The 12,546-nt window shown below is 60.0% G+C and carries 14 protein-coding genes; 5 read left to right on the top strand and 9 right to left on the bottom strand.

Annotated elements, in window-relative coordinates; genetic code table 11:
* Positions 1-3: 3 nt before the first annotated feature.
* The 5 genes from PL640_RS12090 to PL640_RS12110 all read right to left on the bottom strand — a co-directional run bounded on the left by PL640_RS12090 (position 4) and on the right by PL640_RS12110 (position 2,963).
* Positions 4-273 carry a Txe/YoeB family addiction module toxin gene (locus PL640_RS12090; RefSeq protein WP_046798129.1) on the bottom strand — a complete coding sequence of 90 codons (270 nt, stop codon included), beginning with the start codon at positions 271-273 and terminating at the stop codon, positions 4-6.
* Entirely contained in the window at positions 270-524 is a 255-nt protein-coding gene (locus tag PL640_RS12095) for a type II toxin-antitoxin system Phd/YefM family antitoxin (RefSeq protein ID WP_142840208.1), read from the bottom strand. Before PL640_RS12095 ends, PL640_RS12090 begins: the two co-directional genes overlap by 4 nt.
* A 137-nt stretch (positions 525-661) precedes the next feature.
* Positions 662-1,681: a ketol-acid reductoisomerase gene (gene ilvC / locus PL640_RS12100; RefSeq protein WP_142840209.1), complete on the bottom strand. Its 1,020-nt coding sequence runs from the start codon at positions 1,679-1,681 to the stop codon at positions 662-664.
* Positions 1,682-1,730: 49 nt separating this feature from the next.
* A complete protein-coding gene (locus PL640_RS12105; protein WP_080816574.1) occupies positions 1,731-2,384 on the bottom strand; it encodes a TetR/AcrR family transcriptional regulator in 654 nt (217 codons plus the stop codon).
* A 165-nt stretch (positions 2,385-2,549) separates the two neighbouring features.
* Positions 2,550-2,963: a winged helix-turn-helix transcriptional regulator gene (locus PL640_RS12110; RefSeq protein WP_271362123.1), complete on the bottom strand. Its 414-nt coding sequence runs from the start codon at positions 2,961-2,963 to the stop codon at positions 2,550-2,552.
* A gap of 111 nt (positions 2,964-3,074) precedes the next feature.
* On the opposite strand from PL640_RS12110, the gene PL640_RS12115 reads away from it, so the two are divergent.
* On the top strand, positions 3,075-3,959 hold the full coding sequence (locus PL640_RS12115; RefSeq protein ID WP_271362416.1) for an SDR family oxidoreductase: 885 nt from the start codon (positions 3,075-3,077) through the stop codon (positions 3,957-3,959).
* 60 nt (positions 3,960-4,019) lie between these two features.
* Here the strand turns inward: PL640_RS12115 and PL640_RS12120 are convergent, their stop codons facing one another.
* Entirely contained in the window at positions 4,020-4,958 is a 939-nt protein-coding gene (locus tag PL640_RS12120; protein WP_271362124.1) for an AraC family transcriptional regulator, read from the bottom strand.
* A gap of 189 nt (positions 4,959-5,147) precedes the next feature.
* Here PL640_RS12120 and PL640_RS12125 point away from each other — a divergent pair, with 189 nt between their 5' ends.
* Positions 5,148-6,194 (top strand): NAD(P)-dependent alcohol dehydrogenase, encoded by a 1,047-nt coding sequence (locus tag PL640_RS12125; protein ID WP_142840213.1) that lies wholly within the window; start codon positions 5,148-5,150, stop codon positions 6,192-6,194.
* 228 nt (positions 6,195-6,422) lie between these two features.
* Here the strand turns inward: PL640_RS12125 and PL640_RS12130 are convergent, their stop codons facing one another.
* Positions 6,423-7,688, bottom strand: coding sequence for an NAD(P)/FAD-dependent oxidoreductase (locus tag PL640_RS12130; protein ID WP_271362125.1), 1,266 nt, complete (start codon positions 7,686-7,688; stop codon positions 6,423-6,425).
* Positions 7,689-7,759: 71 nt separating this feature from the next.
* Positions 7,760-8,515 carry a pyridoxine 5'-phosphate synthase gene (locus PL640_RS12135; RefSeq protein WP_269703041.1) on the bottom strand — a complete coding sequence of 252 codons (756 nt, stop codon included), beginning with the start codon at positions 8,513-8,515 and terminating at the stop codon, positions 7,760-7,762.
* 233 nt (positions 8,516-8,748) lie between these two features.
* Here PL640_RS12135 and PL640_RS12140 point away from each other — a divergent pair, with 233 nt between their 5' ends.
* A complete protein-coding gene (locus tag PL640_RS12140; RefSeq protein ID WP_271362126.1) occupies positions 8,749-9,444 on the top strand; it encodes a MerR family transcriptional regulator in 696 nt (231 codons plus the stop codon).
* A gap of 77 nt (positions 9,445-9,521) precedes the next feature.
* Here the strand turns inward: PL640_RS12140 and PL640_RS12145 are convergent, their stop codons facing one another.
* The gene (locus tag PL640_RS12145) at positions 9,522-10,649 is read right to left on the bottom strand and encodes an ATP-dependent DNA helicase (RefSeq protein WP_046798120.1); all 1,128 of its coding nucleotides are present in this window, start codon (positions 10,647-10,649) and stop codon (positions 9,522-9,524) included.
* A gap of 124 nt (positions 10,650-10,773) precedes the next feature.
* Here PL640_RS12145 and PL640_RS12150 point away from each other — a divergent pair, with 124 nt between their 5' ends.
* Together PL640_RS12150 and PL640_RS12155 are read left to right on the top strand one after the other, a co-directional pair.
* Positions 10,774-12,060 carry an SDR family oxidoreductase gene (locus PL640_RS12150; RefSeq protein ID WP_271362417.1) on the top strand — a complete coding sequence of 429 codons (1,287 nt, stop codon included), beginning with the start codon at positions 10,774-10,776 and terminating at the stop codon, positions 12,058-12,060.
* On the top strand, positions 12,060-12,542 hold the full coding sequence (locus tag PL640_RS12155) for a DUF2269 family protein (RefSeq protein WP_271362127.1): 483 nt from the start codon (positions 12,060-12,062) through the stop codon (positions 12,540-12,542). The genes PL640_RS12150 and PL640_RS12155 overlap by 1 nt, the downstream gene beginning before the upstream one ends.
* Positions 12,543-12,546 lie beyond the last annotated feature (4 nt).

Raw genomic sequence — 12,546 nt, forward strand, 5'->3', positions numbered from 1 at the left:
CGCCTACTGGTAATGGAAGCGGCACTGAATAATTTCCAGCTTTTGCTCGCTTCCAGACCCGGACACCCGATAGACAAAGCGATGCTCGCCGGTAATTCGCCGCGACCAGTAACCGGCCATGTCGCCCTTCAAGGGCTCCGGCTTTCCAAGCCCCGAAAAGGGTGTGCGTTTGGCATTACGAATAAGGTCGTTGATTTTCTCGACCATGCGGGCATCGGTTCTCTGCCAGAACTCATAATCGTCCCACGAACTCAAGCTCCAGACGAGCTTCATTCTTCGGTCGGATCCCGCTCGACGGTGTCACCGCGTTCAAGCTCTTGCATGGAAGCACGAAGCCGAGACGCATTTGCCGGGTTGGATAGAAGGTGCAACGTTTCCTGCATGCTCTCATATTCGCCTTCGGCCAGAACGACGACGGCTTCCTTGCCTTGACGGGTAACCAGCAGGGGCGCCCGTGTCTCCAGAACCCGGTCGAAATGGGTCGCGAAGTTCTGACGGAATTCCGTAAATCGCACATTTGCCATAGAAGCCGCCTTTCGGAAATATGTACAGATTTATGTACGTATTTGACGACGAAAGTCAAGGTTAGGTAGTTTGGCCCAGAACGAAAAAGGCCGGAGCTTTCGCCCCGGCCTCCATATCTTCCACCAAACAATGAAGCTTAGTTGACAGCCTTGTCGACCAGCTTGTTCTTGCCGATCCAGGGCATCATGCCGCGCAGCTTGGCGCCGACTTCTTCGATCTGGTGAGAGTCGTTGTTGCGGCGGATGCCCTTGAAGCGAGCGCCGCCGGCCTTCCATTCCTGCATCCACTCGGTGGTGAACTTGCCGGTCTGGATGTCGTGCAGAACGCGCTTCATTTCTGCCTTGGTGTCGGCGGTGATGATGCGCGGACCGGTGACGTATTCGCCCCACTCGGCCGTGTTGGAGATCGAGTAGTTCATGTTGGCGATGCCGCCTTCATAGATCAGGTCGACGATCAGCTTCACTTCGTGCAGGCACTCGAAATAGGCCATCTCAGGCGCATAACCGCCTTCGACCAGCGTTTCGAAACCGGCGCGGATAAGCTCGACGAGACCGCCGCACAGAACGACCTGTTCGCCGAAGAGGTCGGTTTCGCACTCTTCCTTGAAGTTGGTTTCGATGATGCCCGAACGGCCGCCGCCAACGCCGCAGGCGTAGGAGAGAGCGAGTTCAAGAGCGTTGCCCGAAGCGTTCTGGTGAACGGCAACGAGGCAGGGAACGCCGCCGCCCTTCTGGTATTCGCCGCGAACCGTGTGGCCGGGGCCCTTCGGTGCGATCATGACGACGTCGAGCGATGCCTTCGGCTCGATGAGGCCGAAGTGAACGTTGAGGCCGTGTGCGAAGGCAATCGCTGCACCATCACGGATATTGCCGGCAATGTCGGCCTTGTAGATGTCGGCCTGCAATTCGTCAGGCGTCGCCATCATCAGCAGGTCGCCCCACTTGGCGGCTTCGGCAACGGTCATGACCTTGAAGCCGTCGGCTTCTGCCTTCTTGACGGTCGGCGAACCGGCCTTCAGGGCGATGACGACGTTCTTGGCGCCGGAATCCTTAAGGTTCAGCGCATGGGCGCGGCCCTGGGAGCCGTAACCAACGATGACGACATTCTTCGCCTTGATGAGATTGAGATCGGCATCACGATCATAATAAACGCGCATTTTATGGTCCTTCCCTAATGCTTGTCTCTCAGTTGTCTGAACCGGAATCTCAGGCGGGTTTGCCGCTGAGTTCCGAATGTACCTTTTCCGTCCCGTAGAGCGTCAGAAAGGCGACGACCGCCTTCTTTGCCCGGGCGGAAAAATCCTTGTCCGGCGCCTCGCCCAGCAGCATGCGCACATGCAGATCCGAAACGATGAGACCGTAAAAACCGCGATACGCCTCTTCAGCGTCATCGAAACGCAGGTAGCCGGAACGGCGACCCGCCTCGATCAGTCCACGGGCGCGGCGGTCGATCTGGCGACGGCCGCGCTCGAGCAGCAGATCGCCGAGCTTGGAACCATCGCGGCTCGCCTGCCCGATGGCCAGACGGTTGAGCGCCAGCGACACGTCACCCGCCAGCACATCCAGCAGATCATGCGCAAAAACCTCGAGATGATCGGCAAGCTGCGGCGCGGAAACGCGGTCGCCTGCCTTTTCGAAGGTGCGGACCTTGCTCTGCTGGAATGTAATCATCGCCGCCAGCAGGCCGTCCCGGTCACCAAACCACTTGTAGAGGCTTTCCTTGGAACAGTTGGCGGCGCGCGCCAGCCCCGATGTGGTGAGCGCTTTCTCGCCGCCCTCGACCAATAGACGCAATGCCTGGTCCAGAACGGCGTTCTGACGCGGCGAAAATTCCTGCGCTGTGATCGGGTCGGAAGCCAAGTCTTTTCCACTCCAGGGGCTCGATTAATGTACCGTACGGTACGGTTCGAGCGCCATTTAAGCGGAGGCTGCTTCCCGGTCAAGCGGATTCTTCGGAGGAGGACGAGAATTGACGCGCTGCGGCATGCAATGCGCCGCAGCATGAAGCGTGGCAGGCGCCGGCATTCAGTTCTCGATGTCGAACCGGCTTCTCGCCTTGCGTATCGCATCGTGATTATCGAGCGCCCATTGAATGACGACTTTAAGCGGCGTGTAGAGCGATGCGCCGAGCGGGGTGATGCTGTATTCCACGCTTGGCGGCTTCGTCGGAAAGACCTTCCGGTGAATATAGCCTTCGCGCTGCAAATCCCGCAGCGTCTGGGTCAGCATGCGTTGGGAAATATCCGGCACCATGCGCCGCAGCTCGCCGAAACGGTAGGGCTTCGATGCTATCGCCCCCAGCAGCAAAGTGGACCATTTGCCGCCGATCTGGCTCATGACGTCCCGCACGGGGCAATCGGCAACACTGGTGGCGGAAAACACCAGCCCGAAGGCCTCGTCCAGCCTGTTTTCCTGCCTCGCGGGTCCGACAACATCCATAAGCATGGTTCCCTTTTGGTAACGATCCGCACAGAACCTGCCTTCTTTACAGCCTCTAGGCAATTCCTATTTTAGTGCTGCTCTCTTTTTGAGACTACCGAAAGGATAAAAATCATGAGCAGAATTCTGGTGACCGGCGCCGCCGGACAGCTTGGACAGGCCGTCATCCGCCACCTCATGGAGACCTACAATGTCCCGGCCGCCAATATCGTCGCCGCCACCCGCGACATATCCCGGCTCTCCGCGCTTGCAGCAAAAGGCGTCGAAGTGCGATGCGCGGATTTCGACGATCCCGCATCGCTTGACGCCGCCTTTTCCGGCATCGACACGCTGCTGGTCATCTCCACCGATGCGCTCATGGTCCCCGGCCTTCGCCTCAGACAACACCAAACGGCGGTGGAGGCAGCCACAAGAGCCGGTATCCGGCATATCGCCTATACGTCGATGCCAAGCCCCGACAAATCGCTCGTCAGCTTCGCACCCGATCATCTGGGAACGGAAGCAGCGATCAAGGCAAGTGGCCTGCCCTACACCGTTCTTCGCAATGCCTGGTATTTCGACAACCACCTGCACGGCATGCCGCAAAATCTGAAAAACGGCCAGTGGTTCACGGCCCGCGGCAACGGCAGGGTCGCCGATATCTCCCGGGAAGACTGCGCCCATGCCGCCGCCGCCGCACTGCTGAAACCGGCGGAAAACCGGACCTATACGCTGACCGGGGCGGAAACATCGACGGCCGACGATCTAGGTTCCCTGATAAGCGAGGTGACGGGCAAGCCGCTTGCCGTGGTGCAGGTCACGCCCGAGCAGCTCAAGCAGGCCATAACAGCGACGGGATTACCTGAGATCATTGCCGGCATGATCGCTTCCGCCGACGCCAATATCGCCGCCGGAAACTTCGACATCGTGACCCGAGACTTCGAAACGCTGACAGGTGTGACGCCGCAATCCGCAGCGGATTTCTTCAGCGCGCATAAATCCGCACTGCTCGGCTGAAATGCCGGCCCGTTCCACCCCGCGCCGGGACGGAACGGGCTTTAAAACAGCGACCTTTGCTCAAGCCCGAAGGGTCGAAGGCGAAACAGCCTGTTCAGCCGCGATAATCTCACGCGAAGCATCAATATCCCGCGACGGCGACAATCCGTAAAAACGGCTATATTCGCGGCTGAACTGCGACGGGCTCTGGTAACCGACACGATGGCCGGCAGTGCCGGCATCCAGCCGCTCTGCAAGCATCAGCCGGCGCGCCTCATGCAGCCGCAGCTGCTTCTGGTACTGCACCGGCGTCATGGCCGTGATCGTCTTGAAATGATGATGGAAGGACGACACGCTCATACCGATATGCTCGGCAAGGTCTTCGATGCGCAGCTGGCGCGCGAAATTCTCCCGCAGCCAGGCAATGGCGCGGGCGATGCGGTTGCCCTGGCTGCCGGCCGCAATGATGTTCATCAGCTGCCCGCCGGCTGGTCCTGTCAGGATGCGATAGAGGATCTCCTGCTCGATCAGCGGTGCCATGGCGGCAATCTCTGTTGGACGATCGAGCAAGCGCAGCAGCCGGATCGCCGCATCCAGAAGCTCCGGCGTGGCGGCGTTGACGACGATGCCGCGCTGCGCATTCGCGGGCTCCGTCGGCGTATCGATCGGCACGCGGCGCATGAGATCGAGCAGCTTCTCGCTGTCGATGGCAAGCGCGATGCAGAAATGCGGCACCTCTTTACTCGCCTCCACCACCCGCCACGCGACCGGCAGGTCGAGCGAGGTCAGCAGATAGTCGCCGGCGCCGTAATTGATGGTATCCGTTCCCAATTGAACACATTTCGATCCCTGTATCACCATCGCCAGACAGGGACGGTAGCTACCGTGGCACGGCGCGCTCGGCGCGGTACGCCGGCTGATGCCGAGGGATTCGATTGCCGTCTGCACCTCACCGTCACGGGTGGCATGTCGTGCGGCGATGGAGGCGATCTCCTGATAGACATTGAACGGCAAGGACATGAGGGGAATCCCTTAACTGAAGGAAGAGATGCTTTAGATGCCACTTATCTAGAAAGCCGCCCTGCTTCCGCAAAGAGCATGCCCGCATATTTTTGCAGGATCGTGCAAAAAGCTCGGAGGATCGCTCTAACGCCGGCTTGCACTTCCATTGCATATTCCGCCGTCCCCAACTCCCGAAAGGATATTCAGATGGCTATTGCAAGAGGTTATGCTGCGACCGACGCGTCGAAGCCGCTTACCCCGTTCACCTTCGAACGTCGCGAGCCGAACGATGACGACGTCGTCATCGATATCAAATATGCCGGCATCTGCCACTCGGACATCCACACCGTCCGCAACGAATGGAAGAATGCCGTCTTCCCGATCGTCCCGGGTCACGAAATTGCCGGTGTCGTCAAGGCTGTCGGCTCCAAGGTCACGAAGTTCAAGGTCGGCGACCACGTCGGCGTCGGTTGCTTCGTCGATTCCTGCGTCGGCTGTGCCACCCGCGATCTCGACAACGAGCATTATATGCCCGGCCTCGTCCAGACCTATAACGATGTCGATCCGTTCACGAAGACCGCAACCCATGGCGGCTATTCCGACTCGATCGTCGTCAAGGAAGGTTATGTCCTGTCGATCCCGGACAACCTGCCGCTCGATGCATCCGCACCGCTTCTCTGCGCCGGCATCACGCTTTATTCGCCGCTGCGCCGCTGGAATGCCGGCCCCGGCCAGAAGGTCGCGATCGTCGGCATGGGCGGCCTTGGCCATATGGGCGTCAAGCTCGGCGCGGCCATGGGCGCGGATATCACCGTGCTGTCCCAGACGCTGTCAAAGAAGGAAGACGGCCTGAAGCTCGGCGCGAAGGAATATTACGCCACCAGCGACGCCTCGACCTTCGAGAAGCTGGCCGGCACCTTCGACCTGATCATCTGCACGGCCGGCGTCGCCATCGACTGGAATGCCTATCTCGGCCTCCTGAAGCCCAAGGGCAGCATGGTCGTGGTCGGCGCACCGGAACATCCGATCCCCGTCCACGCCTTCGCGCTGATCTTCGGTGCGAAGAACCTGTCGGGTTCGATGATCGGTTCGATCAAGGAAACCCAGGAAATGCTGGATTTCTGCGGCGAGCACAACATCGTCTCGGAGATCGAGACGATCAACATCCAGGATGTCAATGAAGCCTATGAGCGCGTGCTGAAGAGCGACGTGCGGTATCGCTTCGTCATCGACATGGCATCGCTCGACGCGTGAGTCTTGGATTGGGGCAAACCCGCTCCATCCACCCGCCGTCACCCCGGACCAAATCCGGGGTCCGGCCAGCCCAAGTCCTTGGGTTGAAAAACTCTTCTCGCCGCGCAGAAGCGCGGCGGCTGGATGCCGGATCAAGTCCGGCATGACGGAGGAGTAGTCTGGCGCAGCTGTCATAACACAAGGGCGGGAAGCCGATGCTTCCCGCCTTTTCCTTTGCCCGCCCGACCCTCAGGCCTCGTCCTTCAGCGTCTCTTTCTGGGTAATCAGTCGCGCACTGTGCTGGCCGCTCAGATAAATCCACAACCAGCTCCACGCCACGGCAAGTCGCGAACGCGTTCCGATCAGGAAGTAGATATGGGCAAGACCCCAGATCCACCATGCCAGCACGCCCTTGAGCTTGAACCTGCCGAAATCGATCACCGCTGCACGTTTGCCGATGGTGGCGAGATTGCCCTGATGGCTGTAGCGGAAGGGTGCAGGCGATGGTTTGCCGTCCAGCCGCGCCCTGATGACCTTTGCAACATAAGCGCCCTGCTGCTTCGCCGCGGGCGCAATGCCCGGCACCGGCTTGCCGTTTTCCTGATTGACGGCGGCCGTATCGCCGATGACGAAGATATCGGCATCGTCTTGCAGATTGAGATGAGGTCCGACGATGGCGCGCCCCGCCCTGTCGGCCGCCGCCCCTAGCCACTTCGCGGCGGGAGACGCCTGCACACCGGCGGCCCAGACAACCGTGCGGCAGGGATAATAAGTGTCGCCCACCGTCACGCCTTCATCGCTGCAGGCCGTCACCGGCGTACCGAGCAGAACCTCGACACCCAGTTTTTCGAGCGCTTCCTTGGCATAGGCAGAAAGATCCTCGGTGAAAACCGGCAGGACACGTGGGCCGGCCTCGACAAGCAGCACGCGGGTCTGGCGGGTGTCGACATTGCGGAATTCCGCCGGCAGCGCCTTGTGGGCCAGCTCAGCGATCATGCCCGCCATTTCCACGCCCGTCGGGCCCGCCCCGATGATGACGAAAGTCAGCTGCGCCTGCCGCTCCTCTTCGCTGGTGGCAAGTTCGGCCCTTTCGAAAGCCAGAAGCAGACGACGGCGGATTGTCGTTGCATCTTCCAGCGTCTTGAGACCGGGGGCGGAACGCTCCCACTCGTCGCGACCGAAATAAGCATGGCGTGCGCCGGTGGCCAGCACCAGCGTATCGAAACCGATCACCTGACCCGAACTTAAATGCACGGTCCGCGCCGCCCGGTCTATGCCGGTCACCTCCGCAAGCAGGGTCGTTACCTCCTTGCGGTCGCGGTAAAGATGGCGGATCGGCCAGGCGATTTCGGATGTCGCCAGCGCCGTGGTCGCAACCTGATAAAGCAGTGGCTGGAACAGGTGATGGTTGCGGCGGTCAATCAGTGTGATGCGGACAGGGGCCCCCTCCAGCCCATGTACCAGTTGTAAACCGCCGAAGCCTCCACCCACGACGACAACATGATGTTCTTGCATATGTCTCTGCCTTCAAAAGCTCGCGCACGGAGCATGCGCAGCCAGAGCATAGGCGAAAAAATTGACTTTGGTTATGAAATAGGCTGACCACAGGCCTGACAAAAACGCCGGACTGTTTCAGCCATGCCATATTCCAACGCATCCGCCGTCAATCCGTGACCGATAGAAACTTCAGCCAGATAAGGAATGCGTTTCATCAGCCTGGGCAGGTTTGCGACAGTCAGGTCATGGCCGGCATTGACGGCAAGCCCGAGTGCCGCAGCATGGTCCGCCGTCTGTCCGAGCTTCTCAAGAAGCGCCTCGCCTTTTTGCGGATCGTCAAAACAACCGCCATAGGGGCCGGTGTAAAGTTCGATACGCGCCGCACCCGTTTCAGCCGCCAGTTCCACCGGCTCGCGTTCCCCGTCACCATCGGCAAACAGCGAAACCCGCATGCCGCCAGCCTTCAGGCGTCCGACGACTTCCTTCAGGAAAATGCCGTGCCTGCGAAAATCCCAGCCATGATCGGATGTCGCCTGCGAAGGATCATCCGGCACCAGCGTTACCTGTTCCGGCTGGGTCTTTTCGCAAAGAACGAGAAAATCCTCGGTCGGATAACCTTCGATGTTAAATTCCGCCTTGGGAAAGCTGTCGTCGATCAACGCGCGTAGCACCGGCAGGTCTGAAAAGCGGATATGGCGCTGATCGGGGCGAGGGTGTACAGTCAGGCCGCTTGCACCCGCAGCGAGTGCCAGTTGCCCGAAATGCGCGACATCCGGCCACGGAAGATCGCGGCGGTTACGCAGCATGGCGATTGCATTGAGATTGACGGAAAGTTTTGCGGGCATGGCGTCTGGCTCCGGTTCGGAATCTGCATCCTGTTTCACGCAGGTTGACGCCGACCGCAAGGAGGCCGATAAAATTTTTTGGAACACGGGAACGAAAACACACAATACACGTTACGGTTCTTATGTAGCGTTTGGCATGATGTCTTGATCAGGAGACAGACCGTTGCGGGGGAACAAGTAACGGACGTCTTTTAAAAGCAGGCGCGCCGCCAAAGAGCGCAAAGGGGGAAACAATGCAGGATGGCCGTATGCCGTTTGAACACGGCGACGAGGACAAATCCAATATAAGGCTCAGCAGCTTTTTACCTGACATAAGCCTGCCCTCTTCCCTGCCCGCCGAACCGGTGCCCATTGCCGATATGGCCAATATCTTCGGAGTGACCCACCGAACGCTTCATTTTTACGAAGAGAAGGCGCTGCTGACATCGAAGCGCATCGGCCAGATGCGGGTCTACACCCATCGCAACGTCCAGCGCATGGCCGTCATCAATGTCTGCCGCGAGGTCGGCATTTCGGTTGCCGCCATTACCGAGATCATGGAAAAACTCGTCCGCTCCCTGTCGCAGGAAGAGGCGGACGACATTTTCCACGCCGCGCTAAGACAACGGAAGAGAGAATTGACGGCAGAGCTTTCAACTCTTCAGCGTCAGGCACAGCAGATTGAAGAATTGCTCGTCATCGATAGCGATGCGGATGGCTTTGACGGTGCGGAACGTGGTCCGGCCAAGGACATTGCCCTCACCGATACCGAACGGAAATGTCTGGAACTGATGGCGGAAGGTTATGCGCCGGTGCGGCTCGCCCGGGCTCTTGGCCTTTCGGGCAGCGATCTCAATGCGCTTGAGGCGAAGATCATCGGCAAGTTCAGTGCCAGCAACCGCTTTCAGGCGGTCGCCAAGGCAGTCCTGCTTGGTGTTATCCGCGCATAAAAGCGTGTCGAGGAAAGTACGTAGCGATTTTCCGCCCGGACAATGCGCAGACAAGGAGATTGAGCCCATGCTCAATCTCAACGAACGATCGTAAGCGTCTCCGCCGCGCGGGTAATGGCTGTGTAAAGCCAACGCTCACGTGAATCCCGAAATGCATAGCTCTCGTCGAAAAGAACCACATTGTTCCACTGCGAACCCTGCGCCTTGTGCACGGTCAGCGCATAGCCGAAATCGAACTCGTCATAACGCTTGCGGGTCGACCACGGAATTTCGGTCTCGACATCCTCAAACGCCGCCTTCAGCAATTTGATCTTGGCCGCACCGCGATCCATATCGTCATCTTCAGGCCGGATCATCAGGTTGATGCCGGGCTTCACCGTCTCGCGCGAGGAGCTCATGACCTGCCAGAGCGAGCCGTTCAGCAGGCCCTTGGCCGGATCATTCCGCAGGCAGACCAGCTTGTCACCGGATTGCGGATAATCGGCCGAAAAACCCTTGAGTTCACGAAGCCGCTGATTGTAGCGGCGGCGCGTGCGATTGGTGCCGACCAGCACCTGATCGGCTTCCAGCACCAGTGACTGCGTCACTTCCGACTTCGAGATCACCTGCGCCGAGCCATAATCGCCGCGCATGATCTCGCGGCCCTCGCGCACATCCATGGCAAGATGGATGATGGGATTGTCCTTCGCCTGACGGTGGATTTCCGAGAGAAGATAATCCGGCTCCTGCTCGGTGAAGAAACCGCCGCCCGATACCGGCGGCAACTGGCCCGGATCGCCAAGCACGAGGATCGGCGTGCCAAAACTCATCAGATCCTTGCCAAGCTGTTCATCCACCATCGAACATTCATCGATGATGATCAGCGCCGCCTTGGCAAGCGGGCTCTGGCGGTTGATGGAAAACATTGGCGCGACCGAGGTCTTACCGGTTTCCTCGTCTTCCACCGTTTCTTCACCGCGCGGACGATAGATCAGCGAATGGATGGTGCGGGCATTGGTCGCCCCGCGTGAACGCAGCACCTGCGCTGCCTTGCCGGTGAAGGCCGCAAACAGCACCTCACCATCGACATTTTCCGCGAAATGTTTGGCAAGCGTCGTCTTTCCCGTTCCGGCATAACCGAACAACCGGAAAACCGGCGTCCGGCCTTCCTTCAGCCAGCGGGAAACAGCCTTGAGCGCTTCGTCCTGTTGCGGTGAAAATAACATGCGCCCTCATCGCAGGATTCGAGCACCCTGCGCAACAGAAAAAGAACGAAAGATGAATCGTGACACCAGAATGCGGCAATAAAACACGGCTGGTTTTTAAACCACGGCGGCTATCATGCCGCCTATGAAGATATTGATTCTCGGCGCGACAGGTTTCATCGGTTCGGAGGTGATGCGCAGCCTCCACGGCAGAGGCCATTCCGTCACCGGCCTGGCCCGCTCCGTCAGACGCGCCAAAGACAAGTGGCCTTTCGCCAACTGGATCTCCGCCGATCTCGCCCGCATGACTCAAGCCCCGGACTGGGACGTGCTGGTCAGGAATCATGACGCCATCGTCAATTGTGCCGGCGCGCTTCAGGACGGTCTTTCGGATGACCTGGCCGCGACGCAGGAAAAAGCCATGCTGGCGCTTTACAAGGCGGCGGTGCAGGCGGGCGGCAGGCTGCTGATCCAGATATCGGCCCGCACGGCGGGAGCGGCAGCCGACCTGCCCTTTCTCGCAACCAAACGCCGCGCCGACGCAGCACTGGCCGCAAGCGGCCTGCCCTATGTCATTCTCCGCCCAGCCCTCGTTGTCGGGCGCAATGCCCATGGCGGCACGGCACTGGTGCGCGCGCTTGCCAGCTTTCCCCTCATGCTGCCACTCGTCAATGGCGCGATGCCGGTTCGCACGGTCGCAGTCGAGGATGTGGCCACAGCCGTCAACGCGGCGATCAATGGTGAAATCCTGCCGGGCAGCGATCTCGAACTCGCCGCAGAAGAGATGCTGACATTGCAGGACGTAATCACCGCGCACCGGCAATGGCTCGGCCTGCCCCCTGCCCCTGTCGTAAACCTTCCGGCTGCCTTCATGCGACCCGTCAGTCTGATGGCGGATGCCGCAGGCGCGCTCGGCTGGCGCTCGCCGCTGCGTTCAACCGCCATGACAGTGATGTCGGAAGGCATCGTGACGGAGGATGAGGCGCGACCGAGGACGTTGTCGCTCAGGCCCCTGACGCAGACACTGGCCGCCCACCCTTCCGGCGTGCAGGACCTGTGGTTTGCCAGATCCTATCTGCTCAAACCGCTGGTCATCCTCTGCCTGTCTCTATTCTGGCTGCTATCCGGCCTCGTACCGCTGCTGAACATCAACGGAGCGGCGACGCATTTTCTGCCCTTCATGCCGCAGGCGCTGGCGGTCGCGCTCACACTCGCCACCTGCCTCCTCGATGTCGCCCTCGGCGTCACCGTCCTGCTGCGGCCGCTCGCCAGAAAGGCGCTCATCGGCATGCTGCTGGTCAGCGCCGCTTACCTTGCAGGCAGCAGCCTGCTGGAGCCGGGCCTGTGGCTCGATCCGCTCGGTCCCTTGGTCAAGGTTCTGCCTTCCATAGCCCTGACACTTGTCGCCCTTGCCACGCTGGATGAACGCTGATGACGCTTGAGGAACTGCTGCGGCTTGCCCATGTCATCGGCGCAACGGTGTTGTTCGGCACCGGCGCAGGCATCGCATTCTTCATGGTCATGGCGCGGCGAACGGCAAACCCGGCGCTGATCGCGCATGTGGCAGGCACCGTCGTTATCGCCGATACGATCTTCACCGCCACGGCCGCGATCATTCAGCCGGTGACGGGTTATCTTCTCGCGCGCATCATCGGCTGGCCGCTGACCGAAGGCTGGATCGCCCTTTCGCTTGGCCTTTATGTCTTCACCGGCATTTTCTGGCTGCCGGTGGTGTGGATCCAGATCCAACTGCGCAATATCGCCAGAGACTGCGCCGCCACGGAACAGGCCCTGCCGGCGCAATGGTTCCGCCTTTACCGCATCTGGTTCGCCTGCGGTTTCCCCGCCTTCTTCGCGGTCCTCGGCATCATCTGGCTGATGCTCAACAAGCCGGATATTCCCCTGTTCGGCTGATGCC

The organism is Agrobacterium sp. ST15.16.024 (assembly GCF_027956545.1).
In the GTDB taxonomy this organism is placed as follows: Bacteria; Pseudomonadota; Alphaproteobacteria; order Rhizobiales; family Rhizobiaceae; genus Agrobacterium; species Agrobacterium cucumeris.

Excerpts from the sequence above, each read along its gene's own strand:
- PL640_RS12090 (WP_046798129.1), bottom strand. The coding sequence starts at position 273 with ATGAAGCTCGTCTGGAGCTTGAGTTCGTGGGACGATTATGAGTTCTGG.
- PL640_RS12095 (WP_142840208.1), bottom strand. The coding sequence starts at position 524 with ATGGCAAATGTGCGATTTACGGAATTCCGTCAGAACTTCGCGACCCAT.
- ilvC (WP_142840209.1), bottom strand. The coding sequence starts at position 1,681 with ATGCGCGTTTATTATGATCGTGATGCCGATCTCAATCTCATCAAGGCG.
- PL640_RS12110 (WP_271362123.1), bottom strand. The coding sequence starts at position 2,963 with ATGGATGTTGTCGGACCCGCGAGGCAGGAAAACAGGCTGGACGAGGCC.
- PL640_RS12120 (WP_271362124.1), bottom strand. The coding sequence starts at position 4,958 with ATGTCCTTGCCGTTCAATGTCTATCAGGAGATCGCCTCCATCGCCGCA.
- PL640_RS12125 (WP_142840213.1), top strand. The coding sequence starts at position 5,148 with ATGGCTATTGCAAGAGGTTATGCTGCGACCGACGCGTCGAAGCCGCTT.
- PL640_RS12130 (WP_271362125.1), bottom strand. The coding sequence starts at position 7,688 with ATGCAAGAACATCATGTTGTCGTCGTGGGTGGAGGCTTCGGCGGTTTA.
- PL640_RS12135 (WP_269703041.1), bottom strand. The coding sequence starts at position 8,515 with ATGCCCGCAAAACTTTCCGTCAATCTCAATGCAATCGCCATGCTGCGT.
- PL640_RS12140 (WP_271362126.1), top strand. The coding sequence starts at position 8,749 with ATGCAGGATGGCCGTATGCCGTTTGAACACGGCGACGAGGACAAATCC.
- PL640_RS12145 (WP_046798120.1), bottom strand. The coding sequence starts at position 10,649 with ATGTTATTTTCACCGCAACAGGACGAAGCGCTCAAGGCTGTTTCCCGC.
- PL640_RS12150 (WP_271362417.1), top strand. The coding sequence starts at position 10,774 with ATGAAGATATTGATTCTCGGCGCGACAGGTTTCATCGGTTCGGAGGTG.
- PL640_RS12155 (WP_271362127.1), top strand. The coding sequence starts at position 12,060 with ATGACGCTTGAGGAACTGCTGCGGCTTGCCCATGTCATCGGCGCAACG.